Consider the following 26,696-nt stretch of genomic DNA (forward strand, 5'->3'; position numbering starts at 1 on the left):
GATCAGCTCCGCGAGTCGACCAGCTCGACGTCGTCGTCCGGGGTGTCCTCCCGGCTGGTCGCCCGGTCGAGCGGCGAACCGTCCGAAGTCTCACGCATGAAGAAGTAGACGACGAGCGAGATCGCGATACACCCGGTCACGTAGTAGAAGAATAGCGATTCGTGGCCGGCCCGCTTCAGGGCGAGGGCGACGGTCTCGACCGTTCCGCCGAAGATCGCCAGCGTGAGCGCGTACGGCAGCCCGACCCCGAGCGCGCGGACCTTGGTCGGAAACAGCTCGGTCTTCACGATCGCGTTCACCGACGTGTATCCGGTGACGACGATCAGTCCCAGCATCATCAGGCCGAACGCGACCAGGGGGTTCGTCGTCTTCCCGAGCACGGTCATCAGCGGCACGGTCAGGACGGTTCCGCCGATCCCGAAGAAGATGAGCAGCTTCCGGCGACCGATGCGGTCGGACAATGCGCCGCCGATCGGCTGCAACACGATGAACACCAGCAGGGCCGCGAAGTTGATCCACGCCACCGTGTCCTTGGAGATGCCGGACGTGTTGATCATGTATTTCTGCATGTACGTGGTGTACGTGTAGAACGCCACGCAACCACCGAGCGTCAGGGCGCACACCAGCAGGCACTCGCGGGGGTACTGCAGCAGCATCCGGAGCGAACCTTCCTTCGGCCCAGCGTCCGAGGTGTCTGCGTCACGCTTCGCCTCCACCTCGTCGGTGAACGCCTCCGACTCGTCCATCGTGCGACGGAGCCACATCACCGCGACGGCACCGGCGGCGCCGATCAGGAACGGGATCCGCCAGCCCCACGACTGCATGGCCTCCGCAGGCAGCGTCAGCTGCAGGATGATCTGCACACCCAGTGCGATCAGCTGCCCGGCGACGAGCGTGACGTACTGGAAGCTCGAGTAGAACCCGCGCCGACCCGGCGACGCGACCTCGGCCAGGTACGTGGCGCTGGTGGCGTACTCGCCGCCGACCGACAGTCCCTGCAGCATCCGGGCGATCACCAGCATCACCGGTGCCACGAGCCCGATGCTCGCGTAGGACGGCGTGACGGCGATGACGAGCGAACCCGCCGCCATCACGGTCACCGACAGGGTGAGCGCCGATCGGCGTCCGTGCCGGTCGGCGTACCGTCCCATGATCCAGCCGCCGATCGGCCGCATCAGGAACCCGACCGCGAAAACGGCTGCCGTGGAAAGCAGCTGCGCGGTGGTGTCGCCCTCCGGGAAGAACTCCTTCGCGAAGTACACACTGAACGCCGCGTAGACGTACCAGTCGTACCATTCGATCAGGTTGCCGACCGAACCTTTCAAAACATTGCCGATGACTCGGCGCTCACCCGTCGATGTGGTGCTCACGCGGGACTCCTCTCGATGCCCTGGATCTCTGCGTTCACACCACAGTGGGTCACGTCACATCGATACGGAAGGGCCGCGGAGCCTTCCTAACACTCCCTTAGGGAAGAGCCCCCGTGAGTACTTGTTAACCGCGGGACGTTAACAAGTACTCACGGCTGGGGTGTCCTCGCCGAGCCGCGGCGGCGCGCTGCGATAGCTCGCCGGGGTGGCGCTGAGCCGGATCGGGTTCGCCACCTGACGCACGGGCCGGTCCCTGCGGGGGTCGTCGATCTCGACCACCGGATTCAGCCCGAGCCGCTCGGCGAGCGCCACAGCGTCGGCGATGTCGTTGAGCGGGCCGCACGGGACACCCTGCGCGGTCAGCTTCTCGAACCACTCGTCGGCCGAGCCCGCGGACAGCGCCGCGGTGATGTCCCGGACCAGTTGCTCGCGGTGCGCCACCCGTTGCGTGTTGGTCGCGTACCGCTCGTCGTCGGCGAGTTCGGGCACACCGAGAACCTCGACGAGAGAGGCGAACTGACGGTTGTTCCCCACCGCCAGCACCAGCGGACGGTCGCCGGTCCGGAAGACCTCGTACGGCGCGATGCTGGGGTGCCGGTTGCCCATCGCCTGCGGGACGACACCGGCGCCCACATACCCCGACGTCTGGTTCGCGAGGGCGGACAGCAGCGACGACAGCAGATTCACCTCGACCCGCTGCCCCTCCCCGGTGCGATCACGGTGACGCAGCGCCGCCAGGATCCCGACCGCGGCGTGCAGTCCGGTGATGATGTCGACGACGGCCACCCCGACCTTCGTCGGAACGCCGGGTTCGGGACCGGTGATGCTCATCAACCCGCCGACGGCCTGGATGAGCAGGTCGTATCCGGGCAGGTCGTTCTGGCCGCCGAACCCGGTCACCGAGCAGTAGACGACGTCGGGATTGATCTCCCGCACGGCGTCGTAGCCGAGCCCGAGCCGGTCCATCGTGCCGGGAAGGAAGTTCTCCACCACCACGTCGGCCCGGGCGGTCAGTTCCTGCGCCTGCTGCAGGTCGGCGGGGTCACGCAGATCCCAGGCGAAGGACCGCTTGTTGCGGTTGACGGACTGGAAGTAGGTGGATTCGTCGCCCACCCACGGCGGCCCCCACTGCCGGGTGTCGTCCCCGACGCCGGCGCGCTCGATCTTGACGACGTCGGCGCCGAGATCGGCGAGCAGCATCGTGGCGTACGGCCCGGCGAGCACCCGTCCGAAGTCGGCGATCAGCAGGCCGTCCAGGGATGCGCTCCCAGCCGACTCGAGCGACCTGCTCACCGGAACGCTGCCTCGCCCGTCAGCGCCTTGCCGATCACGAGCTGGTGCACCTCGGACGTTCCCTCGTAGGTGAGCACGGACTCGAGGTTGTTGGCGTGACGGATCACGGGGTATTCCAGTGTGATTCCGTTGGCGCCGAGGATGGTCCGGCACTCGCGGGCGATGGCGATGGCCTCGCGGACGTTGTTCAGCTTGCCCGTGCTGACCTGCTCGGGACGCGCCACGCCGCGATCCTTGAGACGTCCGAGGTGGTACGCGAGCAGGTGGCCCTTACCGACCTCGAGGGCCATGTCGGCGATCTTGACCTGCGTGATCTGGTAAGCGGCGAGCGACTTGTCGAAGACCTGACGGTCCTGCGCGTAGGAGATGGCGGATTCGAGGCAGTCGCGGGCGGCGCCCATCGCACCGAAGATGATGCCGAACCGTGCCTCGTTGAGGCAGCCCAGCGGACCGGACAGTCCCTTGGCCTCGGGCAGCATCGCGGATTCGGGCAGCCGGACGTCCTCGAGCACGAGTTCCGAGGTGACGGACGCCCGCAGCGACATCTTGTGCTTGATCTCGGGCGCCGAGAAGCCGGGGGTGTCGGTGGGCACGACGAATCCGCGGATGCCGTCGTCGGTGCGTGCCCACACGACGGCGACGTCGGCGACGGATCCGTTGGTGATCCACATCTTGGTGCCGTTGAGGATCCAGTCGTCACCGTCCCGCTTGGCGCCCGTGCGCATGCCGGCGGGGTTGGAGCCGAAGTCGGGCTCGGTCAGTCCGAAGCAGCCGATCGCCGTGCCCGCGGCCATGCGGGGCAGCCATTCCTGCTTCTGGTCTTCGCTGCCGTAGTGGTGGATCGCGTACATGGCCAGCGAGCCCTGGACGGACACGAGGCTGCGGATTCCGGAGTCGACGGCCTCGAGTTCCAGGCAGGCCAGGCCGTAGGCGGTGGCGCTCATGCCGGCGCAGCCGTATCCCTCGAGGTGCATGCCGAGCACGCCGAGTTCGCCCAGCCCTTCCGCCAGTTCACGCACGGGCAGTGCCGCCGCTTCGAACCATTCGCCGATGTGCGGCCGGATCTTCTCGTCCGCGAATCGGCGCACGGTGTCGCGGATCGCGATCTCCTCGGTGTCGAGCAGCGAGTCGAGGGCGAACAGCTGGGACAGGGACTGCGGGTCGGACATTGTTCCTCCACGGGGCCGGTGGGGCTGATGTGCAAACGTTCGCGAGAACGATTGCACGAACGATTTCGTCACGTAGACTAAGGCGCGTTCCGGCGGCCGTCAACCACGACGCCCACCGGCCCCCGTCCCCGAGCGCGAGGATTGCCCGTGAACCAGCCGGACCGCCCGACACGCACCTCCGGGCGTCCGCCTACCCTCCGCGAGATCGCCGAACGCGCCGGCGTCCACGTGTCGACGGCGTCCCGGGTGCTCCGGCAGCCCGAACCCGCCGACGGCTGGTCCGAGGCCGCGCTGCGGGTGCGCGAGGTGGCGGTGGAACTCGGCTACCAGCCCAACCTGTGGGCCGCGAGCCTGCGGACCCGGAAGACCACCACCCTCGGCGTCGTCATGCCGCGACTCACCGACGGCGTGGTCGCGACCATGTTCCAGGGCATCGAGGAGACGGCAACGCGGGCCGGCTACTCCGTGCTGCTGTCGAGCCCACCCGATGACCTCGACGCCCAGCGCCGCGCCATCGAATTCCTCGTCAGCAGGCAGGTGGACGGTCTGCTGCTCAGCAGCCTGCACAGTCCCGGCCGCGAATTCGTCGACTCGCTGTCGGTGGGGGCACTGCCGATGCTGCAGCTCAACCGGCACGCCGACGTCGGTCTGCCGTTCGTGTCCGGCGACGACCACCGCGGCGGCTACCTCGCCGGACGCCATCTCCTCGACCGCGGCTTCACCGAGGTCGCCGTCATCGCAGGCCCCGACCATGCGAGCACCTCCCGCGACCGCCTCGCCGGGTTCCGCGACGCGCTGGCCGAGAACGGCATCGAACTCCGCCCGGATCGCGTCGTCCGCTCCGACTTCGACGTGTCCGGCGGTGTCGCCGCGGCCACCGTTCTCCTCGAGTCGGATTCGCGTCCCGAGGCGATCTTCACCGTCAGCGACACCATCGCGATCGGCGTACTCGGCGTCGCCCGGGACCTCGGGCTGCGGATCCCCGAAGATCTCGCGCTCGTCGGATACAACGACATTCCGGTGGTCGCCCAGCTGCCGGTGCCGCTGACAACCGTCCGGTCACCCGCGCGCCTGATCGGCGCGACGGGTGTGCGTCATCTCCTGTCGATCATCGCGGGCAACGACGTGGAATCGGTGAAACTCCCGGTCGAGCTGATCGAGCGGGCGTCGACCAGGAAGTAGTCAGAGCGTCGCCCGCAGTTCGCGTTTGAGAAGCTTCCCGCTCTGGTTGCGGGGCAGCTCGTCCACGAACACCACCTGCTTGGGCACCTTGAACGGCGCGATGCGCTCCTTGACGTGGGCGATCAACCCGTCCGGCGTCACGCCGGCCGCGTTCTCCCGCAGCACCACCACCGCGGTGATCGCCTCGATCCACTTGTCGTCCGGGGTCCCGATGACGGCCACCTCGGCCACGTCCGGATGCGTGTAGACGGCGTCCTCGACCTCGCGCGACGCCACCAGGATGCCGCCGGTGTTGATGACGTCCTTGATGCGGTCGACGACGGTGATGTACCCCTCCGGGTCCCGCGTCACCAGATCGCCCGAGTGGAACCAGCCGTCGCGGAACGCCTCCGCGGTGGCGTCGGGGTTGTCCCAGTACCCCAGGCACAGCTGGGGTGAACGGTAGAGCACCTCACCGGGCGTGCCGTCCGGAACGTCGTTGCCGTCCGGATCCACCACCCGCGTTTCGACGAAGAACACGGCCTTGCCGCACGACGACGGCCGCTCCTCGTGTTCCTCGGGCTGCAGCACCGTGGCGAGCGGACCGATCTCGGACTGTCCGAAGCAGTTGTAGAACCCGAGGTCGGGGTAGCGTTCACGCAGCCTGTTCAGCACCGTCACCGGCATGATCGACGCGCCGTACTGCGCCTTCTTCAGCGACGACAGGTCGCGGGTCTCGAGATCCGGATGTCCGGCGAGCGGCACCCACACCGTCGGCGCCAGGAACAGCGAGCCGATGCGATCCGCCTCGATGCGCCGCAGGATCTCCGGGATGTCCGGGGTCTGCATCAGATTCACGGTGGCGCCCACCGACAGGTACGGCATCATGAAGACATGCATGCCCGCCGAGTGGTACAGCGGCATGCAGATCAGCGGATTGTCGCCGTCGCTCAGCGCGAGGGCGATCACCGAGGACACGTACTCGTGCACGAGACCGCCGTGAGTCATCATGGCGCCCTTCGGCTTCGACGTCGTCCCGGACGTGTACAGCAACTGCGCCAGATCGGTGGACGCGACCGGCACCGCGAGCACGGGTACGTCGCCGGAGCCGCTGTGGGCGAGAAGCGAGTCTTCGGCGTCGCGCAGGGGCACCACGTGTCGCAGTTCGAGCGCGTCCCGGACCGAGTCGAGCGTGCCCCTCAGCGCCGGATCGACCAGCACGGCGGCGCTCCCGGACTGCGACACCAGATAGGTCAGCTCCTCGCCCTCGAGCGCATAGTTGACGGGGACGTGCACGAGACCCGCACGCGCGCAGGCCAGGAACCCGATCGTGTACGCGTCCGAGTTGGTGCCGTACGCGGCCACCCGCTCACCGGCCGACAGTCCGAGCGACTGCAGGTAGGCGGCCGCTCGGCTGACCGCGTCGTCGAGTTCACGGTACGTCCACGTGCGGTCTTCGAACGTCAGTGCCCGGCGGTCGGGGAACTTGGCGGCCGAGCGCCGCAGCACTCCGTCGACGGTGTCGGTACGCGCATCCAGACTCATGCACGAAGGTTATAGGACGTCCAAGTACCTTGCCGGAGGTTTCGGCTACCGCCTTGCAGGCACCAACATCGGCTCGTGCATGTCGTAGTACGACACGTCGCCCATCAACCGCCCCTCTTCCTCGAACAACGACCGCAGGTCGTCCGGGATCTCGACCTTCTCGTGCTCGCGGGCCTCCGATTCCGAGGTGAAGTACACCGCCTCGACATACCCGCCGTCGCCGTACGTGCACAACGTTCCGCCGAGGATCTCCGGGCGCAGCTGATGAACCTGGGGTTCGGCCTGTTCCAGCAGCTCCCGCATCCGACTCGCGTCGGAGGTGTGCCCCTCCATGACCTGAACGAATGTCGCGTCGTCCGAGCCACCACCCATCCACTCCATCACGTCCGGGCAGTCCATGAACGACACGGCACCCTCGAAGCACCTCTCGGTCTCTGCCCACCACGCGCCCTGCTCGGGACGCTCGCTGTTTCGCCGGGCGGCTTCGGCCGATTCGAACCGCGCGAGGGCGATGAACGTTCCGTCGTCGCACAATCCTTGGGTGCAGCCCAGGAAGCCCGTCGCTCCCGGTCGCACGTCCTCCGTCCAGCGGTCCATGCACCGGCGCAGGCCGGCCTCGTCGGACACCTTTCCTTGAATAACCTGGATGAACATCGATAGTCACCTCCCGCGGGGGTCGCCCCGCAGTGAGAACGATCTCGGTGACCGACCCGTCGCGGTCCACCGTCAGCGGGCACCGACGGCCCGCGGCCGCAGCCACTGCACGGTCAATACTTCGCCGGTTCGCTGGACCGCGCAATGCAGACAGCGCGCGCTATTTTCCCTGCCACTGCGGTGTGCGCTTGTCGACGAACGCCTGCATGCCCTCCTGGGCGTCGCATGTGATCGCGTTGGTGGCCATCGTCTCCGCCATCGCCGCGTAGGCCTCGCCTTGAGGGAGCTCGATCTGCCGGTAGAACGCCTGCTTGCCGATTTTCACCGTGAGCGGGCTGGCCTTCGTGATCTTCGCGGCGAGAGCCCGGGTCTGCGCGTCGAGTTCCTCGGGTGCCACGACCAGGTTCACCAGCCCCCAGTCGGCGGCGGTCTCCGCCCCGATCGTCTCACCGGTGAGCAGCATCTGCAGGGCGCGCTTACGTCCGATCGCGCGGCTGAGGGCCACCATCGGAGTGGAGCAGAACAGGCCGATCTTCACCCCCGGCGTCCCGAACACGGCGTTCGACGACGCGACGACCAGGTCGCACGACGCCGCGAGCTGACAGCCCGCCGCGACCGCCGCGCCCTGGACGGACGCGATGACCGGTTGGGGAATGTCCTGCACGGTCTGCATCATCTCGACGCAGGTGTCGAAGATGGCCTGCTCGTCCTCGAGTGTGCGGCCGATCATCTCCTTCAGGTCGTGGCCTGCGGAGAACACCGGTCCTGCAGCCCTGATGACGACGACGCGCGTGGTGTCGTCGTCGCCCAGCTTTCGGAGCGCCGCGGTGACGTCCCGCATGGCCTCGGACGACAGCGGATTGCGCTGCTCGGGGCGGTTCAGGGTGAGGAACGCGACGCCGGTGTCCGGCTCGGCAGTGGTCTCGACGAAGTTCTCGGTCATGACTACTGCCTACCACCCGTGAGTACTTGTCAACCGCCCGCGGTTAACAAGTACTCACGGGTGGAGCTATGCGGGCCCGCACCTCGCCGAAGCCGATGCGGGTGCCGTTCGGGCCCGGCGCGGTGGCGGAGATGGCGATCTCGTCGCCGTCCTCGAGGAACGTGCGCTTCTCGTCCCCCACGACGACGGGTTCCTGTCCACCCCAGGTCAGTTCGATGAACGCGCCGCGCTGATCCTTCTCGGGTCCGGAGATGGTGCCCGACGCGAACAGGTCGCCCGTGCTGGCGGCGGCGCCGTTGACGGTGGTGTGGGCGAGCATCTGCGCCGGCGACCAGTACATCTGCGCGTACGGCGGCCGCGACACGACGTGTCCGTTCCATTCGACGGCCAGGTCGATGTCCAGGCCCCACTTCTCCTCGCCGCGCAGGTACGGCAGCGGCTGCGGATCCTGCGTCGGGGTGTCGATGCGGGCCGCCTCGAGCGCGTCGAGGGGAACCACCCACGGGGAGATGGACGTCGCGAAGCTCTTCCCGAGGAACGGGCCGAGCGGCACGTACTCCCAGGCCTGGATGTCGCGGGCTGACCAGTCGTTCACGACGACCGCACCGAACACGTGCTCCGCGAACTGATCCGGGGTGATGGTCTCCCCCAGCTTCGTCGGGACGCCGACGAGGAATCCCATCTCGGCCTCGATGTCGAGGCGGCGGGACGGCCCGAAGTCGGGGGCGTCCTGAGCCGGGGTCTTGCGCTGCCCGCAGGGCCGGATGACGTCGATGCCCGACACGATGACGGTGCTCGACCGCCCGTGGTACCCGACCGGCAGGTGCTTCCAGTTGGGCATCAGCGGCTCGGAGTCGGGGCGGAACAGTCGGCCGAGGTTGGTGGCGTGATTCTCGGAGGCGTAGAAGTCGACGTAGTCGGCGACGGCCACCGGCAGGTGCATGGTCACGTCGGAAACCGCGAACACCGCGGTGTCGGCGACGTCGCCCTGCACGAGTTCGGTGATCTGCCTGCGGACCTCGGTCCAGCGGGCCCGGCCCTGCGCCATGAAGGCGTTGAGGGTGGGCTGCGCGAAGACGTCGTCACCCAGGGCGGCGGCGAGATCCACGACGGAATCTCCCACCCGCACTCCGACCCGTGGGGCCGAGTCGGCGGTCGAGAACACGCCGTACGGCAGGTTCTCGATCCCGAAGAGGGAATCGGCGGGGATGTCGAGGACGGTCATGCGTGGGCTCCTTGATCTGCGGAGGCGAGGGCGGAAGACGGCACGAGGTTCAGTGCGACGAGATCCTCGAGGGGTTCGAGGATGCTGCACGTGCCGAAGGATCGGAAGGCGGTGCGAACGGCGCCGACGACGTCGGCCGGGAGGTCGCGCAGTGCGCGGGCGAGCAGTGCGCCGTCACGTTCGGCGAGGGTGGCGGCCACCTCGTCGACACCGGCGCCGCCGAGTGCGTGCCGGGTGGCGAGCAGCACGTTGAGGAAACCGTGCTGTTCGAACCCCGTGTGCGGATCGGTGTTGCGGACGGCGTGGTGCAGCCCGGCCGTGGCCTTGAACGGAACGCCCGACGCGATGACGGTGGCGAGGGCGGACGCGAGTTCGTCCCCGTCCGGGTAGGCCTCGGCGACCACGCCTCCCGTGCGGAACTTGGCCGCGAACTGGCTACCGGTCAGCGCGGCGAGGAAATCGGCGCGACGCTCGCCGCGCGGAACCTCCACGAACACGTCGAGTCCGGCGGCCAGCGTCTCGACGGCGTCCATCGCGGCGAAGAACTCCGCGGCCGCCTGCTCGGCCGGCACCGCGATCTCGAGTGCCACCGCGGTGGCACCGTCGATCTGCGCGAGGCGGTCCAGTGCGGGTTCGAGCGTGGCCGGGCCGCCGGGCAGCGTCAGGCTCAGATCGAGCGCACCGGGTGTCAGTTCGTCGAGCCGGGCGACCGGAAAGACGAAGGGACCGACCAGGTCCGCGTACGGCGCCGACAAATGCCTGGCGTGCGCGGGCACGGCGTCGGGCAGGGGTGCGTTACCGGGCGGGAAGAGTGCGGCGTCGTCGCAGAGGCCGGCGAAGAGGGCGGAGATCACTGCTTGGGCCCCCGTCCTGCCCACGTCCACGCGTAGCCCGAGTCCTCGCAGGCCACTGCACCCTCGCCGAGTTCGAGCGGGCGGAACGTGTCGACCATGACGGCGAGTTCGTCGAAGAACTCGGCCCCGATGCTGCGTTCGTACGCGCCCGGCTGCGGACCGTGCGCATGCCCGCCGGGGTGAATCGAGATCGAACCCTGGCCGATGCCGGAACCCTTGCGCGCCTCGTAGTCTCCGCCGACGTAGAACATGATCTCGTCGGAGTCGACGTTCGAGTGGTAGTACGGCACCGGAATCGACAGCGGGTGGTAGTCGACCTTGCGGGGCACGAAGTTGCAGATGACGAAGTTGTTGCCCTCGAACGCCTGATGCGCCGGCGGCGGCTGGTGCACGCGACCGGTGATGGGCTCGTAGTCGGAGATGTTGAACGTGTAGGGGTAGAGGCACCCGTCCCAGCCCACGACGTCGAAGGGATGCTGCGGGTACACCATTCGCGTGCCGACGATCCCGTGCGACGTGCGGTGCTTGACGAGCACCTCCACGTCGGCGCCCTCGACCTGCAACGTGTCGGACGGCCCGTGCAGGTCGCGCTCGCAGTAGGGTGCGTTCTCGAGCAACTGGCCGAACCGGGACAGGTAACGCTTCGGCGGGACGATGTGACTGTTGGCCTCCATCGCGTAGGCGCGCAACGGTTCCGGGCCGCGCGGGATCCAGCGGTGGGTGGTCGACATCGGAATGAGAACGTAGTCGCCCTGCTTCGCCTCGAGCGCGCCGAACACGGTTTCGACGGTGGCGGCGCCGGATTCGACGTAGACCATCTCGTCGCCGATCGCGTTGCGGTACAGCGGCGACTCCTTGCCGGCGACCACGTAGGAGATGCGGACGTCCGCGTTGCCGAGGATCAACCGTCGTCCGGTGACCACATCGGTGTCGGCCCAGACCGTCTCGGGGAACAGGTCGTGCAACTTCAGGTGGCGCGGCTTGAGCGGATGATTGGGAGTCGTGCTCTGGTCGGGCAGCTCCCACACGGTGGCATCGACGATCGCCGACGGGATGTGGCGGTGGTAGAGCAGTGAGGAGTCGGAGGAGAAGCCCTCTTCTCCCATCAATTCCTCGAAGTAGAGCTGACCGTTGTCGTCACGGTGCTGGGTGTGCCGCTTGGGCGGGATGTTGCCCACGTGCCGATAGAACGCCATGACCGGCCTCCCTAGAAGTGCGTGTTCCGTAGTAGTAAACACATTAACTAAATTGCGGGCGTGATAGCAAGCACAGATTTTCCGGGAGGCACAGCAGGCTCAGTTACGACCGCGGACGTCGAACTGGCTGCGATTGGTGATCAGCTTGTCCAGCAGCATGACGAGAATGCGCTGCTCCGGTTCGGTGAGAACACTCGCCCAGGCATGTTCCCGCTCGTTCTGCTCACGGTAGATCTCACCGATCTCGCTCCGGCCCTTCTCGGTGAGCGACAGCTGGACGGACCGGCCGTCCCGCTCGTCCGGAGTCCGCTCCATCAGACCGCCACCGACCAGCGTCTTCGTCAGATTCGAGACCGCAGCCCTGCTCATGCCGGTGAGTTTGGCCGCCGTCTTCGACTCGACGGGGCCGGCCAGCCACGTCACGAACATCAGCCGGAACGCCGACCACGACAGCCCGCGCGGACGGTGAATCGACGACTCCAGGTCGTACGTCACCACGTTCGACGCGCGGTTCAACGTCAGAAGCACCTGGGTGGCGAGTTCGTGCGTCGAGCCGTATTCCGTGCTCAGGCGCCTGTTCGCCAGTTCGATGAACGACCAGAAGTCGAGGCCGTCGGGCACCTCGACGGGCACCGGCGCTGCGTCATCGGTCATGGGGGAACCCTATCGCGAGCCGGTGGCGGGCCCAGTGCCCGCCATCTCCGCATTTAGTATATCCATGAACTATATGCCTTCGGCCTGTGAGTACTTATTAACGCCCGGCGGTTAAGAAGTACTCACGGGCGCGTCAGCGCTCGTAGCCCTTCCGCATGTCGTCGACGATGCGCGGGCGGTCGAGGGTGGAGGGCTCGAGTTCGCGGCGGGGACGGTCGCGCGGGAAGATCGCGGACGCGGCGAGGGTCGGCTCGTCGAGGAAGCGCAGTTCGGGGACGTCGCGGGGTAGGCGCAGGGCCGGCGGTTCGGGTCCGCGCCGGGCGAGGACGTAACCCCAGTCCCCGAAACTCGGCACCAGCACGTGGTACGGCGTGACGGCCAGACCCGCGGACGCGACCGTCGATGTGGTGCGCCAGTACGCGTCCGGCGTCGAATAGGGGCTTCCCGACTGCACCACCATCAGTCCGCCGGGGTTCAGGGCGGCGGCGGCGAGACCGTAGAACTCGGTGGAGTACAGGCGTCCGAGCGCCGGGGTGTCCGGGTCGGGGAGGTCGACGATGACGGCGTCGAATCCCGAGTCGGGTGCGTCGCGTAGCCACCGGAATGCGTCGTCGAGGACGACGTGCACCCGCGGGTCCTGCAATGCCCCCTGATTCAGCCCGGACAACCGGGTGTTCGCGAGTTCGACGACCGCAGGGTCGAGTTCCACCTGCACGATCTCCTGGACCCCGGGCAGTCGCAGGACCTCCCGGGCGGCGAGGCCGTCGCCCCCGCCGAGGATCAGCACCCGTTTCGGGTCGGCGGCCATCGCGGGGTATACCAGCGATTCGGTGTACCGATGTTCGTCGACGCTGGAGAACTGGAGGTCGCCGTCGAGGAAGAGCCGCACGTCTCCCCCGCGCTCGGTGACGACGATCTCCTGGTACTGCGACCTTTCCGCGGCGACCACCGGGTCGGTGTAGAGCCGTTGCCGCGACGTGGTCTCGATGCCGTCGGCGCGCACCAGCAGCACCGCGATGCATGCGGCGGCGACGAGCATTGCCACGACGGCGAGCAGCCGGGTGCGCAAGCTCAGCTGCCACCGCAGCAGGATCAGCGCCACCACCGCGGCGGCAACGAGGTTGATGATGCCGGTGATGGCGGCGCCGCGGATCATCCCGGCGACCGGCAGCAGGACGAACGGCCAGAGCAGGCCCCCGACCAGGGCGCCTGCGTAGTCGGCGGCGTTGAGGTTTGCCAGCACTTTTCCGGTGCTCTCGGCGTCGGTGTCGCTGCGGCCCGACTGCAGCAGCGTCATCAGCAGCGGCACCTCGGCGCCCACCAGCACACCGATCAGTGCGGTGGCGAGCACCAGAACGATTGCGCTGGAACCGAAGAACGTAAAGGTGACGTACAGCGTCACCGCGCTGAACCCGCCGACGAGCCCGAGGACGATCTCGACGACCACGAACGACGCGGCCGCGGTGGAGAGCAGCGGCTTGGCGGCGAGGGCCCCCACTCCGAGTGCGGCCACGAAACCCGCGACGATCAGCGACGTCTGGGTGATCCCGCCGCCGGTCAGACTGACCGACAGTGTCAGCAGGGCCAGTTCGTAGATCAGCCCGCACGCCGCACAGGCGGCCACCGCGGCGAGCAGGAACGCCCTGGCCCGCCCGCCGAGCGCGCGGGTGGTGGAGGTATTCGGCTCTGCCGCGGTGGTCGTCACGAGATCAGGTGAGTGCGGCGGCGTTCACGAGGCCGATGGCGAAGAGGCTCGCACCGACCGCCCATGCGGCACCGCACATCTGCGGGTTCCCGACCAGACCGACGAGTTGCCCCGGCAACAGCAGGTTCATCAGACGCAGTGCGATGACCTGCAGCAGCACACCGAAGAGGCCGTAGACCGCGGAGTCGGCGAGTCCCTGCGCGAATCCGTCGGAGCTGGTGAGGATCGCCGTGACCACGACGACGGCGAGGGCGAGATGATTCGACGCCAGCAGGATTGCCGCGTTGGGGTTCTTGTCGACGTACACCTGGTGCCGGAGATTGCCGGGGGTGGCGAGGTCGAGTACCGCGAAGCCGACTCCGAGGACGGCGATGCCGATGACGAAGTACGCCAGGGTGCCGAGCATGCCGACGGCGAGCAGTCCGACGTCGACGCTGCCGATTTCCGTTGCTGCCGCCGTGTAGGTGGTGTTCACGCGCTTCTCCCCAGTCGAGTGTTCTCTGTCATTTCGCGCTCCCGGATCCGCCGCTGCCGCTGGCGCCGCCTGCCGGTGAACCGGGGTTGAAACCGGGCCCCAGATAGGCGAACCCGCCACTCCTGTACCGGCCGTCGATGTCTTCGACGCGGACGAGGCTGCCGCCACCCGGCCCGGCGCTGACCGTGACGATGTCGTCGTCGTAGCGCAGGTATTCGCTGCCGCCGTCGGCCTTCCGCGCCGCCGGGTCCTCTTCGGCGACGATGTTCGAGACGGTCGTCCCCACGGGGTCGTTCGACGTGTACGTCTTCGCGTCGTCCGCGGTGTTCTGCAGGGCGTAGGTGTCGGCGATGTAGTCGCGGACGCCGCCGCCGCACGCGGTCGCGGCCAACACCAGGAGCAGCATCGGGGCGAGCCGCACGCGCGCACTGAACCGGCTCACGGCTGCCACCTGCTTCGAGTTTTCACGATCACCCCGCCTTTGTCTCCTGGGTACAGATGCCAGGTCTGCCAGACCCATCCGCCCGAGTCTTTGGCCGCCGTGAGCGCGGTCAGCGCGGTGTGGTCACCGGGGAACGCCCCGCAGATCCACCCGTCCACCTCGGTGGCCTGACGCCGCAGCCAGTCGGCGGTCTGCTCGAGGTGGGTGCGGTCGACGGTGTCGGTGGTCGAGTGGAACCGGTACCCGCTCGCGCTGTCGGATATGGGCAGCGGCCTGCCGCCTGCCTGGACCGCGTCGCACGAGACCTGTTCGGTGATTCGGCTGCCCGCCGCGGACGCCGTCACCGCGTGCGACGCCCCGAGAACCGCGAGTGTCACTCGGTCGTCACCGTGCGTGATGGTGAGTTCGGCCAGCGGGCGCGGTGTTTCGGCGTTCACGACGAGACCGAGCGCCTCGGCCGTCACATCGCGCGACTCGATGTCGAGGACGTGCAGTGTCACTGCGGCGGACCGGAATGGATCACGGTGAGTTCACCGCGCGTGACGGCACGGCCCGTGGAGACCTCCCACGACTGCGTTCGCGCCCAGCGCTCGAAGGACAGCAGGCCGGTCTTGTCGGCCGTCTCGTAGTCGGCGTAGTCGACGATGCCCTGAGGTGCGGTTCCGGTGGTGCCTTCCGCGGTGAACGACGCGGTGCCGCGCTCGATCTGCCGATGCACCCTGTCGTCGAGGATCACGTCACCGCCCGGTTCGAGGCCCGTGCCCTCGCGGCGCATCCACAGCGTCATGTCGAGGTTCCCCTCGTCGTTCTCGACGGTCAGCCACCGCTGACCGGTCGACCCGTCGAGGAGGTGTTCGTGCCAGATGTATCCCTCTTCGTCGAGGGTGATGGTGCCGCGCACGACGTGATCGATTCCGGCGTACGTGATGATGTCGCCGACTCCGATCTTGTACGGGTCGTAGACCTCCGGGTAGTCGGCGAGCGGATCGACCCGGGCAGCAGGAGTGGACTTCTTCCCGGCCCGATTTCGCAGGATCAGCACGATGCCCACGATCACGACGACGATCAGCAGCAGTAACAGCAGCGTGGTCAACAGTCTCTCCTGGTCAGCGGCTTCGGCACGGGAGGCCAGTGCCCGGCCCCCACCGCTCAGTCACCTTACTGTGCGCCGCGCGCCCAGACACCTAGCGATTGCAGAGCCTGGTAGCAAAGGCTAGCCTAACCGAACGCGCGAGCGGTGGAGCGGAGCGCTGTCGTTCACCGAGATTCGCACGGCATTCGCCCAGACGTCGACAAGACCGACAGTGAGGAACCATATGGCCATCCCCCCCATTTCGACCTACACGATCCCGGAGATCCACGAGGTCCCCGAATCGAAGGTGTCCTGGCGCCTCGACCCTCGGCGTTCCGCACTGCTGGTCCACGACATGCAGAACTACTTCATCGACGCGTACGACGTGCGTGCGGAGCCGATGTCTACTGCGATGGCGAACATGGTCCGGATCCGCGAACTGTGCTCGGAAGCCGGAATTCCCGTGATCCACACGATGCAGCCGGGCGACCAGCACCCGTCGCGTCGCGGCATCCTCGCCGACTTCTGGGGCCCCGGATTGACGTCGGGTCGGGACACCGAGGTGGTCGAGCCGCTCGCTCCCCGCGAGGGCGACATCCAGGTGACCAAATGGCGGTATTCGGCGTTCCAGCGCACCGACCTCCGGCAGCTGCTCGGCCACCACGGCCGCGACCAGCTGATCGTCACGGGCGTCTACACGCACATGGGCTGCATGTTGAGTGCCGCCGAGGCGTTCATGTCGGACGTGCAGCCGTTCCTGGTCTCCGACGCGACCGCGGATTTCAGCCGTGACGAGCACCTCATGGCCCTCACCTACGCGGCGAAGCGCTGCGGTTCGGTGACCACGACGGACGCGCTGGTCTCCGCGCTGTCTCCGCTCGAAGTCGGCTGAATCGACCCGAAGACCCCACTCCGGCGCAGCGCTTCGTTCCGAGGCCTGCGCCGGTGCGCGTCGGCAGTCGGATCACCACAATCGATGTGGTTAGGCTAACCTGACACGCCGAGTAGCTGAAAGCCCGGAATCCCCACGCCCGAAAGCCGAAAGCATCAGGAGTGCCTGTTCGATGTCCCTTTCGATCTCGTCGCCGTCCACCCCGCAGACCGGGGAGGACACGGCCGACATCTGCTTGACCGCCGCCCAGCGCGAACTTTGGGCCGGGCACCTTCTCGACCCGACCCGATCGGCGTTCACCACGGCCGAATACGTGGAGGTCGCCGCCCCCGTCGACATCGACGCCCTCGGCGCGGCGGTACGCACGGTGATCGAGGAGGCCGAGGTGCTCTCGGTCCGATTCGAGGCCGAACCCGGTGCCGATTCGGCCGACGTCGTCCAGGTGCACGATCGTCGCCACGCCCCCGAACTCGAACGTCTCCAACGCGACCGGGCCGCAGCCCTGGAGTGGATGCGCGAGGACGTGCGCCGACCGCTCGACTTCGACTCCGCTCCCCTCGTGCGTACGGCACTGATCACGACCGAATCCGGTGTGCTCTGGTACCTCCGCGCCCCGCACGTGTTGCTCGATGCCTACGGGTATTCGCTGCTCACCCGCCGCGTCGCGGCGCTGTACGCGGCCCGGCTCGCGGGCACGGAACCCCGGCCCGCCAAGTTCCCCTCGTTGCGGGCGCACGTCCAGGCGGCACGGGAATTCGATGCCGCGACCCCCGACATCGACGCGCCGCACGACGCTTCCCGTCCGGCCGGATTCAGCGACACCGTGCGCCGGCCCGTCCCCGACCCGCATCGCTGCACGCTCGCGATCGAGCCCGCGGTGGCGAAGACCCTGCGCGAGGCGGCCACCGCGCAGGCGACGACGTGGGCCGAGGCGGTCTATGCGGCCGCGGCCGCCTACCTCGGCGCCCACACGGGAGCGGAGGAGGTGACGCTCCGGGTTCCGGTGCTCGCCCGCAACGGGATCGAGCTGACGTCGCCAGTGACGGCCACGAACATTGTGCCGCTCCGCATTCCGCTCGACGCGCGACCGACGTTCGCCGACGTGATCGGCAGAGTGGCCGCCGCACTGTCCGAGACGCGTCCGTTCCAGCGCGTCCGGGACGCCGGGAGCCGCGCCACCGGCGGAGCGGTGGTGAACGTCAAACCGTTCGCCGCCAGAATCGCTTTCGGTCCCACGTTCGGGGCGGTGCATCAGCTCGCCACCGGTCCGGTGGAGGACGTGGTGATCTCCGTCTCGGGTGCCGGGGACGAGCTCACCCTCGAATGGGCCGGAAATCCCGAGGTCTACACGGACGACGAGATCCGGGATCACGCACACCGATTCGCGCATTACCTCCGAACCATCTCCGTGACAGCTGAACCCGTCTCCGTGGTCGACGTCTGCGCTCCGGACGAACTGGACCTGTGGCGGTCGGCGGCCGGCCTCGACCAGACCACCGGCACCGCAGCGGCGCTTCCGGACAGCATCGTCTCCGCCTTCCTCGCGCAGGTGCGCGCCCACCCGGACCGCGTCGCGGTGAACGATCTGACGTACCGGGACCTCTCGAATCGCAGCGCCGCCCTGGCCCGGCAACTGAGGTCGGCCGGCGCCGGCCGCGGCACGGTCGTGGCCGTCAGCCTCCCCCGCGGCACCGATCTGATCGTCGCTGTCCTCGCGATTCTCCGCAGCGGCGCGACCTACCTGCCGATCGATCCGTCCTCCCCGGCCGAACGCGCGCGGTTCATCCTGCGGGACACGCAGCCGTCGCTGGGAATCGGATCCGCCGACCTGCTCGGCGACCTCCCGCGAGTCGAGGAGGACTCGGCACAGTCCGAGTCCGGCGAACTCGAGAACGCCGTGCAGGCGGACGACATCGCGTACATCATCTACACGTCCGGATCCACCGGCGTCCCCAAGGGCGTTCCGATTCCGCACCGTAACGTGCTGCGGCTGTTCGACGTATCCCGCGAATGGTTCACGTTCACCGAGGACGACTGCTGGCCCCTGCTGCACTCGTACGCGTTCGACTTCTCCGTCTGGGAGATCTGGGGCGCGCTGCTGCACGGCGGCCGCCTCGTCACAGTCGACGAGGCCACCCTGACGTCACCGGCCGACCTCGCCGCGCTCCTCGTCGACGAGGGTGTCACGGTGCTGAACCAGACGCCGTCCGCGTTCGGGCATCTCGTCGACGCCCTCGTCCGCGCGGACTCGTTCGACCGACTGCGACTGCGGTACGTCGTGTTCGGCGGTGAGGCTCTCGACCCCGCCGTCCTGCGCGCCTGGTTCGCCGCGACCGGTCCGGATGCGGGAACCGAACTGGTCAACATGTACGGAATCACCGAGACCACCGTGCACGTCACCGCCACGAAGGTCACTGCCGCCGACGTGGTGGACATCGGGGTTCCGCTCGGCGACCTCCGCACGTATGTCCTCGGGCCGGGCCTGCGTCCGGTGCCGCCCGGCGTGACCGGCGAGATCTACGTGTCCGGTCCCGGACTGTCCCCGGGCTACCTCGGGCGTCCCGGCCTGACGTCGGGACGGTTCGTCGCCGACCCGTTCGCCCCCGGCGGGACGCGCATGTACCGCACCGGCGACCTCGCACGGTACGACGCGACCGGCACGCTCCACTACCACGGCCGGATCGACGACCAGATCCAATTGCGCGGTTACCGTGTCGAACTCGGCGAGATCGGCGCCGCGATGACCGCGGTGCCCGACGTGCAGGCGGCGGTGGCCACGGTGCACGAGCGGGCCGGCGGCGACCAGCGCATCGTCGGATACGTCGTTCCCCGGCCGGGCGGCGAGCACGACGCCGTCGAGGAGCAGGTGCGGGCGCACCTGGTCCGCTCCCTCCCCGGGTACATGACGCCGTCCGCACTGGTGATGCTCGACCGATTGCCGTTGACCCACAACGGCAAGGTCGACAAGGACGCGCTGCCCGCCCCCCGTTGGCTCGGACAGGCCGGCGACACACCGCGGACCGACACCGAAGCCCGGATCCTCCCCCTGTTCACCTCGGGGCTCGGCGCCGAGCAGGTCGGCGTCCACGACGACTTCTTCGCACTCGGCGGGAACTCCCTCCTCGCCGCCGCTCTCGTGTCCGCAATCACCGCGGAACTGGGTGTGCCGCTGCGGGTTGCGACGGTCTTCGAGAATCCCACCGTGGCTGCCGTGGCCGCGCAACTGGAGGATGCCGGCGAGCCGGTGTCGGCGAGCAGGCCGTCCCCGCGGGGCCTCCCCGAGGGCACGCCGGTGCCGTTGTCGCCCGCGCAGGAACGCCTGTGGTTCCTCGACAGCGCGGCCGGCGGCGGAACGTACCTGCTGGCGCTGGCCGTCGATTTCGGGGAAGGCCTCGAACCCGACGCCCTGTCAGCGGCGCTCGCGGACGTCGTGACCCGGCACCAGTCGTTGCGGACGGTGTTCCCCCTCGTCGACTCGGTGCCCCACCAGGTCGTCCTTCCCGCCGGAGACGCGAAGGTCCGGCTCGAACGAGTCGACAACGTCGGCAACATCGAGGGACACATCGCGGCGATGACGACGGTGGGTCTCGGGCTCACCGACCAGCCGCCGCTGCGCGCGGTGCTGTACGAACCGCAGCACACACTGGTCCTGTTGATGCACCACATCATCGGCGACGAGTGGTCGCAGTCGAAACTCCTAGACGATCTCGCGTTCGCGTACAACTCCCGCCGCACCGGACGGACACCGGAGTTCACGCCGCTGCCGTTGCAGTACCCGGACGTCACCGTGTGGCAGCGCGAACGCATCGGCGCCGGCGCCGGCGACGACGCGACCCCGTTGCTGACCGGCCAGCTCGACTACTGGCGTGAGCAACTCGCCGGTCTGCCGCTCGAACTGGGCTGGCGCACCGACCGCCCCCGACCGGCCCTGCCCACCAACCGCGGTGCGAGCGTCCACCGCACGCTGTCGCCGTCGCTGCACGCGGCCGTCGAGTCGCTCGCCGCCGAGCGGCGCGCGAGTTTCTTCATGATCGTCCACGCCGCCGTGGCCGTGCTGCTCGAAAGGCTCGGCGCCGGCGAGGACATCGCCCTCGGCGTTCCCGTCGCCGGTCGCAGTCATCCCGACCTCGACGCCATGGTGGGCTGCTTCGTCAACACCGTGGTCCTGCGGACCGACGTGTCGGGCGACCCGACGTTCGACGAACTGCTGGACCGGGTCAGGGCCGTCGACCTCGACGCCGTCGACCACGCCGACGTGCCGTTCAACCGGATCGTGGAACTCGTCAATCCCCCACGGTCGTCGGCCCGCCACCCCCTGTTCCAGGTGATGCTGTCGCACTGGAAGCAGGACGGTGCGGCGGAGCGATTCGACGCGACCACCGCCTCGGTGCGGATGCTCGACGCGACGACCGCGAAATTCGATCTGGCGCTGCGCTTCCAGGAACGTCCGGACAGCGGCGGGGTCGACGTGACGTTCGAGTACTCCACCGAACTCTTCGATGCCGCGACCGTCGAATCCTTCGCGGACCGCCTCGCCGTGGTGATCGAGCGGCTCGTCGAGAACCACGAGCAGCGGATCGCCCGGCTCGACATCCTGACCCCGCAGGAGCGGGAACGGGTGCTCGGCGAATGGTCCCACACGGAGCACTCCATCCCGGCCCGCACGTTCGACGAGTACTTCTCCGCGCAGGTGGCGCAGACGCCCGACGCCGAGGCCCTCGCCGTCGGCGCGAGCGTGCGGCCCGCAGTCTCCCTCACCTACCGGCAGCTCGACGAACGGGCGAACCGGATTGCCCACCTGCTGATCTCGCGTGGTGCCGGCCCCGGTGACGTGGTCGCGCTCGCACTCGACCGCTCCGCCGAGCTGATCGTCAGCGTTCTCGCCGTGCTGAAGAGCGGTGCCGCATACCTCCCCGTCGATCCCACCTACCCGGCCGACCGGATCGCGCACATGCTCGCCGACGGCGCACCGGTCGCGATCCTCACGTCCTCCGTCGGTGTGCCCGACCGCACCCCGCTGGGCACCGACGTGCCCATTCTCGACCTGGACGATCCGGACCTGCAGGCCCTGATCGACGCCCAGCCGGTCACCGGCCCCACAGACGCCGACCGGAGCAGGCCGCTGCAACTCGACGACGCCGCGTATCTCATCTACACGTCCGGATCGACGGGGGTGCCGAAGGGCGTCGTCGTTCCCCACCTGGGCATCGCGGATCTGCTGTCGCTGCAGTCGGACGTGATCGGCATGGACCACAACACTCGTGCGCTCCACTTCTCGTCCATCAGCTTCGACCTCGCATTCTGGCAGATCATGTGGGGCGTGCTTTCGGGCGGAACGCTGGTGGTCGCGACGGACGCCGACCGCATCCCCGGTGAGCCGCTCGCCCGCGTCATCAACGAACACGACGTGAACTTCGTCGGCGTGCCACCATCTTTCGCCGCCGCGTTCCCGCCCGAGCATCCCATCCCGGACGGCGTCGACCTGATGCTCGGTGCCGAGAAGCTCACACCCCAGCTGATCGAGCGGTACGCACCCGGACGCCGGCTGTTCAACGCGTACGGACCGACCGAGTGCACGGTCAACGCCACCCTGGCTCTCGTCGAACCGGGACACGAAGGTCCGGTCCCCATCGGCGTCGTCGATCCGGGCAAGCACGCGTACGTGCTGGACCACGCGCTGCGGCCGGTGCCTCCGGGCGTGTCCGGCGAGCTGTATCTCGCGGGCGACAGCGTCACCCGGGGATACCGCAACCAGAGCGCCAAGACGGCGGAACGTTTCATCGCCGACCCGTTCGCCGAGCCGGGCAGTCGCATGTACCGGACGTCGGATGTGGTGTGGTGGGGCCGGGACGGTCAGATCTACTTCACCGGCCGCGCCGACTCGCAGGTCAAGATGCGCGGATTCCGCATCGAACTCAACGAGATCGAGGCCGTGCTGTCCGGTGACCCGGACGTCGAGCACATCGTCGTCGTGGTCCGCGAGGACCGCCCGGGCGATCAGCGGCTGGTCGCGTACGCCACGTCGGTGCCGGGCGGCCGGATCGACCCCGACCAGTTGCACCGCCGCGCCGCCAGCAGGCTGCCGGATTACATGATCCCGGCTGCGTTCATCGCCGTCGACGAGTTCCCCACCCTCCCCAACGGCAAGCTCGACCAGTCGTCGCTTCCCGTTCCGCACCTGTCACTGCAGGTGTCCGAGCGGGGTCCGCGCACGGCGCGCGAAGAGGTGCTGTGCCAGTTGTTCGCCGAGGCTCTCGGTATCGAGCGGGTCGGCATCGACGACAGTTTCTTCGACCTCGGCGGACACTCGCTGATGGCGGCCGGATTGATGAGCGCGATCTCGAAGCGGCTGTCCGTCACCGCGACGGTGGCCTCGCTGTTCGCGGCGCCGACGGTGGCCCAGCTGGCCGGCCGTCTCGACGACGATCACGACGCCGACGCGCTGGCCGTCCTGCTGCCCTTCCGCACCGAGGGGTCCGAGCCGCCGGTGTTCTGCCTCCACCCCGCCGGTGGAATCAGCTGGGGCTACTCGGGCCTGCTGCGGCACATCGACGACGACTACCCGTTGTACGGCGTGCAGGCCTCCAACCTGTCGACGTCCACGCGGCCGCCGGAAACGCTCGAGGACATGGCCGCCGAGTACATCGAGCACATGCGGACCGTGCAGCCGAAGGGCCCCTACCACCTCCTCGGATGGTCGCTGGGCGGCGTCGTCGCGCACGCCATCGCCGGTGCATTGCAGAACCAGGGGGAGGAACTCGGCATGCTCGTCATGCTCGACTCCTTCCCGTCGGACGCGTGGGCCTCGATGCCGACGGAGCAGGACGCGCTCGCCGCGCTGCTCTACATGGTCGGCTACGACCCGGAACCGCTCCTCGCGGATGGACTCGACCGGCAGCAGGTGATCGACATCCTGCGCGGCGAGGGCAGCGCGCTCGCCGGGATAAACGAGCACACACCGGCTGCGATGATCGACAACTTCGCGAACGCCGTGCGCCTCGAATCCGAACCCTCACAGATCGTCGTGGACTCCGACATGCTCTTCTTCACTGCGGCCAGGAATCCTGCGACCGCGGCGACGTACGACTTGTGGCGGCCCTACCTGACCGGCAGCATCGTCAACCACGACCTCGACTGCGAGCACAAGGACATGACTCAGCCCCGTTGGATCGGCGAAGTCGGCTCCGTCGTGAACGAGGCCCTCGCCTCGTTCGGCTCGCGCATGAACCCCATCAACAAAGAACAGGGAGATCGATGAAAACGTCCGGAAGATACTGGCGTAGAGCAGGAATCGTGATGATGGCGGCAACCGCGCTCTTCGCGGGTGCCTGCAGCGAGTCGAATTCCGACTCGACCGACGCGGCGGGATCCACCACCGGACAGGCCGACGCGTCGGCCTTCCCCGTGTCGATTCCGTCGGCGCTCGGCACCGCGGAGATCACGGAGGCCCCGGAACGTGTCGTCACGCTCGGCTGGGGCAGCGAGGACGCGGCACTGTCGCTCGGCGTCGTGCCCGTCGCCGTGCAGAACATGAAGTCGGACACGGGAACCGACGACGGCCTGCTGCCGTGGTCGCGGGCGAAACTCGAAGAGCTCGACCCGAACGCGGAACCCACGTTGCTGACGGCGTCGAGCAAGGAGATGCCGTACGAGCAGATCGCGGCACTCGCCCCCGACGTGATCCTGGCCGTGCACTCGGGCGTGAACCAGGAGCAGTACGACAAGCTCTCGGCCATCGCCCCCACCGTGGCCTACCCGGAGCGTCGCTGGGCCACCAGCTGGGAAGACCAGATCACCACCGTCGGCAAGGCCCTCGGCCGGTCGGCACAGGCCGAGGCACTGGTGACCCAGACGCAGGACACCCTCGCGCAGGCGAAGTCGCAGCACCCCGAGTTCGCCGGGAAGACGGTGGCATTCGGTAGCGGCACCGAGCCGGGGTCGTACAACTTCTACTTCGACACCGATCCTCGCCTGAAGATGCTGGCCAGCCTCGGTTTCACGGTCGATCCGCTCGCCCAGCAGTTGCGCGAGAGCAGTGACCAGACCAAGTTCGCGGCCCCCGTCAGCCTGGAACTGCTGCCGACGTACAACCCGGACGTGCTGCTCGCCTGGTACCTGTCGCAGGAGCTGCAGAACGAGGTCCAGTCGAATCCGCTGTTCGCCGGGATGAAGGCCGTGCGCGACAACGCCTACCTGGGTCTGACCGACCCGCCGCTGGTGTTCGCGTCGAGCTCACCGAACGTGCTCAGCATGCCGTGGCTGCTGGACAAGCTGCTCCCGCAGCTGTCACAGGCCGCGAACAACGCTCAGGCCAGCTAGTTTCCACCTGACAGCGTCACTGCGCCGCTGCCGAGAGGTCGTCCTCCTCGGCAGCGGCACTGCTGTAGGTGCGCAACCCCTTCAAGGTCAGTGTGAGAACCGCCAGCACCACGATGCCGCCCGCCCCGTAGAGGAGGAACGCCTCACGCGGACCCACCGCGGCGCCGACGGCACCGGCGACGAGCGCTCCGGCAGCCGAGCCCGTGGAGATCTGGGCGCCCCACACACCGGCGACGCGTCCGCGGTACTCCTCGGGGGTCTCGGTCTGGATGACCGCGTACCGCAGGATGTCACCGAGGACGCGGCCGAATCCGTGCGCGGCGAGCCCGAGGAACGTGACCGCGATCATCGGGACGGCGCCGACGCCGATCAGCCCGGCCGACGCGATCATGGCCGCGAGGAACACGATCAGGCCACCGCGACGCGCAGTCCCCGTCCAGCCACTCGTGAGTGATCCGGTGAGGGCGCCGACGGCGGGGGCGCTGTAGAGCAGTCCGGTGGCCGCCGGTCCGGCGTGGAGGACCTGGCTGGCGTAGGCGGGCAGCAGCACGTTCCAACCGGTCAGCATCATGGCGCAGAAGCCGACCAGAAGCGTCCCACCGACCACGGAGTCCTTGGCGGCATAGGTGAAGCCGCTGGCGATCGACCGCAGCGGACTCTCGGTGTTCTTGACCGGCGGCGGCAGCGACGGCAGCCTGGCGATGCAGTACGCGGTGATTCCCGAGGACACCGCGGCCAGAACGTAGTTGGTGCCCACGGATGTCGCCGCGATGATCACACCGCCGATGGCCGGTGACGCGACCGTGCCGAGGTCGGCCATCACGGTCATCAGGGCACCCGCGGCGGCCATCTTGTCCTTGGGGAGCAGCGACGGGATCACCGCCATCAGCGCGGTCGCGGAGATGCCGCCGGCGAGGCCCTCGATCACGCCACACAGGTAGATGATCCACAACTGGGGTGTGGGGAGGAACGCGTTGACCGCGAGGATCGCGAAGGCCAGCCCCGCTGCGGCACGGGCGAGCGAGATGACCGGTCGGCGGTCGTACCGGTCGGCGATCACGCCGCCGAACAGGGTGCCGATGAACACCGAGGAGCCCACGACGATGCTCGCCGCGCCCACTGCCAGTGTGGAATTCGTCATGTCGTACACCTGCAGCGGCACCGCCACCAGGAGCAGACCCAGACCGAAGATGGAGATCGTGCGGGCAGTGAAGATGTATCGGAACTCGCGACTCGTCCGTAGAGGCGTCAAGTCGATTGCGTATCGCGATAATCCAGCCATTGTCATCCATTCACATTCGGTTGCAACAGCTCTCCGTTTCGCCGTTCGCGCGGAGAGCAACTATGCTTAGGCTTCACTAACCCAGCAACCTACCCCATGTCGTCGAATCGGCTCAACGGGCCGTGGTTCGACCGAGGCACCGGAGGATGATAGTGAGTTCCGCTCCCAGCACAGTTCCGACCCGCGACCGAATCCGCGCCGACGTAGCCGACGTGCTCGGCGTCCCGGTCGCCGAGATCGACGATTCCGCGAACCTCCTCGACGAGGGAATGGATTCCGTGCGCGTGATGGCGCTGGTCGAACGATGGCGGGCAGACGGCGTCCAGGTGGATCTCGTGGACCTCGTCGGTGAGCCGACGCTCGACGCCTGGTTCGAGGTGACGGCAGCACGCTGAGCGGTCCCACCGCCTACTCTTGATCCGGCTGGTCGATCCCAGGGTCGGCG

General features: G+C 68.2%; 21 protein-coding genes. 5 read left to right on the forward strand and 16 right to left on the reverse strand.

Annotation, left to right across the window (positions count from 1 at the left end):
- Nucleotides 1-2 precede the first annotated feature (2 nt).
- From G9373_RS07800 to G9373_RS07810, 3 genes are all read right to left on the reverse strand, one after another.
- A complete protein-coding gene (locus tag G9373_RS07800) occupies nucleotides 3-1,370 on the reverse strand; it encodes an MFS transporter (RefSeq protein ID WP_005261381.1) in 1,368 nt (455 codons plus the stop codon).
- Nucleotides 1,371-1,508: 138 nt separating this feature from the next.
- On the reverse strand, nucleotides 1,509-2,663 hold the full coding sequence (locus G9373_RS07805) for a CoA transferase (protein ID WP_065492146.1): 1,155 nt from the start codon (nucleotides 2,661-2,663) through the stop codon (nucleotides 1,509-1,511).
- On the reverse strand, nucleotides 2,660-3,832 hold the full coding sequence (locus G9373_RS07810; RefSeq protein ID WP_005261379.1) for an acyl-CoA dehydrogenase family protein: 1,173 nt from the start codon (nucleotides 3,830-3,832) through the stop codon (nucleotides 2,660-2,662). Before G9373_RS07810 ends, G9373_RS07805 begins: the two co-directional genes overlap by 4 nt.
- A 147-nt stretch (nucleotides 3,833-3,979) precedes the next feature.
- On the opposite strand from G9373_RS07810, the gene G9373_RS07815 reads away from it, so the two are divergent.
- Nucleotides 3,980-5,014, forward strand: coding sequence for a LacI family DNA-binding transcriptional regulator (locus G9373_RS07815; RefSeq protein ID WP_054245498.1), 1,035 nt, complete (start codon nucleotides 3,980-3,982; stop codon nucleotides 5,012-5,014).
- Here G9373_RS07815 and G9373_RS07820 read toward each other — a convergent pair whose 3' ends face one another.
- The 12 genes from G9373_RS07820 to G9373_RS07875 all read right to left on the reverse strand — a co-directional run bounded on the left by G9373_RS07820 (nucleotide 5,015) and on the right by G9373_RS07875 (nucleotide 15,779).
- Nucleotides 5,015-6,538, reverse strand: coding sequence for an acyl-CoA synthetase (locus G9373_RS07820; RefSeq protein WP_054245499.1), 1,524 nt, complete (start codon nucleotides 6,536-6,538; stop codon nucleotides 5,015-5,017).
- A 45-nt stretch (nucleotides 6,539-6,583) separates the two neighbouring features.
- Nucleotides 6,584-7,192, reverse strand: a complete 609-nt coding sequence (locus tag G9373_RS07825; RefSeq protein WP_043791242.1) for a hypothetical protein — start codon at nucleotides 7,190-7,192, stop codon at nucleotides 6,584-6,586.
- Nucleotides 7,193-7,352: 160 nt separating this feature from the next.
- Entirely contained in the window at nucleotides 7,353-8,135 is a 783-nt protein-coding gene (locus G9373_RS07830) for an enoyl-CoA hydratase (protein ID WP_005569535.1), read from the reverse strand.
- Nucleotides 8,136-8,178: 43 nt separating this feature from the next.
- Nucleotides 8,179-9,360 carry a fumarylacetoacetase gene (fahA, locus tag G9373_RS07835; protein ID WP_133985090.1) on the reverse strand — a complete coding sequence of 394 codons (1,182 nt, stop codon included), beginning with the start codon at nucleotides 9,358-9,360 and terminating at the stop codon, nucleotides 8,179-8,181.
- Nucleotides 9,357-10,214 (reverse strand): hypothetical protein, encoded by an 858-nt coding sequence (locus G9373_RS07840; RefSeq protein ID WP_120660477.1) that lies wholly within the window; start codon nucleotides 10,212-10,214, stop codon nucleotides 9,357-9,359. The genes fahA and G9373_RS07840 overlap by 4 nt, the downstream gene beginning before the upstream one ends.
- Entirely contained in the window at nucleotides 10,211-11,410 is a 1,200-nt protein-coding gene (locus G9373_RS07845) for a homogentisate 1,2-dioxygenase domain-containing protein (RefSeq protein ID WP_005569532.1), read from the reverse strand. The genes G9373_RS07840 and G9373_RS07845 overlap by 4 nt, the downstream gene beginning before the upstream one ends.
- Before the next feature lie 99 nt (nucleotides 11,411-11,509).
- Entirely contained in the window at nucleotides 11,510-12,064 is a 555-nt protein-coding gene (locus G9373_RS07850) for a MarR family transcriptional regulator (RefSeq protein WP_005261372.1), read from the reverse strand.
- 133 nt (nucleotides 12,065-12,197) lie between these two features.
- Nucleotides 12,198-13,769, reverse strand: coding sequence for a polyamine aminopropyltransferase (locus tag G9373_RS07855; protein WP_133985092.1), 1,572 nt, complete (start codon nucleotides 13,767-13,769; stop codon nucleotides 12,198-12,200).
- A 4-nt stretch (nucleotides 13,770-13,773) separates the two neighbouring features.
- Nucleotides 13,774-14,244, reverse strand: a complete 471-nt coding sequence (locus G9373_RS07860; RefSeq protein WP_005251488.1) for a DUF350 domain-containing protein — start codon at nucleotides 14,242-14,244, stop codon at nucleotides 13,774-13,776.
- A gap of 28 nt (nucleotides 14,245-14,272) precedes the next feature.
- Nucleotides 14,273-14,695, reverse strand: a complete 423-nt coding sequence (locus G9373_RS07865) for a DUF4247 domain-containing protein (protein ID WP_005569530.1) — start codon at nucleotides 14,693-14,695, stop codon at nucleotides 14,273-14,275.
- A complete protein-coding gene (locus tag G9373_RS07870; RefSeq protein WP_005569529.1) occupies nucleotides 14,683-15,186 on the reverse strand; it encodes a DUF2617 family protein in 504 nt (167 codons plus the stop codon). The genes G9373_RS07865 and G9373_RS07870 overlap by 13 nt, the downstream gene beginning before the upstream one ends.
- Nucleotides 15,183-15,779 carry a DUF4178 domain-containing protein gene (locus G9373_RS07875; RefSeq protein ID WP_005261361.1) on the reverse strand — a complete coding sequence of 199 codons (597 nt, stop codon included), beginning with the start codon at nucleotides 15,777-15,779 and terminating at the stop codon, nucleotides 15,183-15,185. Before G9373_RS07875 ends, G9373_RS07870 begins: the two co-directional genes overlap by 4 nt.
- Before the next feature lie 223 nt (nucleotides 15,780-16,002).
- Here G9373_RS07875 and G9373_RS07880 point away from each other — a divergent pair, with 223 nt between their 5' ends.
- The 3 genes from G9373_RS07880 (at nucleotide 16,003) to G9373_RS07890 (ending at nucleotide 24,969) form a co-directional block, all read left to right on the forward strand.
- Nucleotides 16,003-16,650 (forward strand): isochorismatase family protein, encoded by a 648-nt coding sequence (locus G9373_RS07880; RefSeq protein ID WP_120660476.1) that lies wholly within the window; start codon nucleotides 16,003-16,005, stop codon nucleotides 16,648-16,650.
- 172 nt (nucleotides 16,651-16,822) lie between these two features.
- Complete coding sequence (locus tag G9373_RS07885) at nucleotides 16,823-23,908, forward strand: non-ribosomal peptide synthetase (protein WP_133985094.1); 7,086 nt, start codon at nucleotides 16,823-16,825, stop codon at nucleotides 23,906-23,908.
- Nucleotides 23,905-24,969 carry an iron-siderophore ABC transporter substrate-binding protein gene (locus G9373_RS07890; RefSeq protein WP_037205606.1) on the forward strand — a complete coding sequence of 355 codons (1,065 nt, stop codon included), beginning with the start codon at nucleotides 23,905-23,907 and terminating at the stop codon, nucleotides 24,967-24,969. The genes G9373_RS07885 and G9373_RS07890 overlap by 4 nt, the downstream gene beginning before the upstream one ends.
- Nucleotides 24,970-24,985: 16 nt before the next feature.
- Here G9373_RS07890 and entS read toward each other — a convergent pair whose 3' ends face one another.
- Nucleotides 24,986-26,251 (reverse strand): enterobactin transporter EntS, encoded by a 1,266-nt coding sequence (gene entS / locus G9373_RS07895; RefSeq protein ID WP_120660474.1) that lies wholly within the window; start codon nucleotides 26,249-26,251, stop codon nucleotides 24,986-24,988.
- A 146-nt stretch (nucleotides 26,252-26,397) separates the two neighbouring features.
- On the opposite strand from entS, the gene G9373_RS07900 reads away from it, so the two are divergent.
- A complete protein-coding gene (locus G9373_RS07900; protein ID WP_120660473.1) occupies nucleotides 26,398-26,646 on the forward strand; it encodes a phosphopantetheine-binding protein in 249 nt (82 codons plus the stop codon).
- Nucleotides 26,647-26,696 lie beyond the last annotated feature (50 nt).

The organism is Rhodococcus sp. A14 (assembly GCF_011603105.1).
Taxonomy (GTDB): domain Bacteria; phylum Actinomycetota; class Actinomycetes; order Mycobacteriales; family Mycobacteriaceae; genus Rhodococcus_F; species Rhodococcus_F opacus.

Coding starts and splice junctions, on each gene's coding strand:
- G9373_RS07810 (WP_005261379.1), bottom strand. CDS start 3,832: ATGTCCGACCCGCAGTCCCTGTCCCAGCTGTTCGCCCTCGACTCGCTG.
- G9373_RS07820 (WP_054245499.1), bottom strand. CDS start 6,538: ATGAGTCTGGATGCGCGTACCGACACCGTCGACGGAGTGCTGCGGCGC.
- G9373_RS07825 (WP_043791242.1), bottom strand. CDS start 7,192: ATGTTCATCCAGGTTATTCAAGGAAAGGTGTCCGACGAGGCCGGCCTG.
- G9373_RS07830 (WP_005569535.1), bottom strand. CDS start 8,135: ATGACCGAGAACTTCGTCGAGACCACTGCCGAGCCGGACACCGGCGTC.
- fahA (WP_133985090.1), bottom strand. CDS start 9,360: ATGACCGTCCTCGACATCCCCGCCGATTCCCTCTTCGGGATCGAGAAC.
- G9373_RS07845 (WP_005569532.1), bottom strand. CDS start 11,410: ATGGCGTTCTATCGGCACGTGGGCAACATCCCGCCCAAGCGGCACACC.
- G9373_RS07850 (WP_005261372.1), bottom strand. CDS start 12,064: ATGACCGATGACGCAGCGCCGGTGCCCGTCGAGGTGCCCGACGGCCTC.
- G9373_RS07880 (WP_120660476.1), top strand. CDS start 16,003: ATGGCCATCCCCCCCATTTCGACCTACACGATCCCGGAGATCCACGAG.
- G9373_RS07885 (WP_133985094.1), top strand. CDS start 16,823: ATGTCCCTTTCGATCTCGTCGCCGTCCACCCCGCAGACCGGGGAGGAC.
- G9373_RS07890 (WP_037205606.1), top strand. CDS start 23,905: ATGAAAACGTCCGGAAGATACTGGCGTAGAGCAGGAATCGTGATGATG.
- entS (WP_120660474.1), bottom strand. CDS start 26,251: ATGGCTGGATTATCGCGATACGCAATCGACTTGACGCCTCTACGGACG.
- G9373_RS07900 (WP_120660473.1), top strand. CDS start 26,398: ATGATAGTGAGTTCCGCTCCCAGCACAGTTCCGACCCGCGACCGAATC.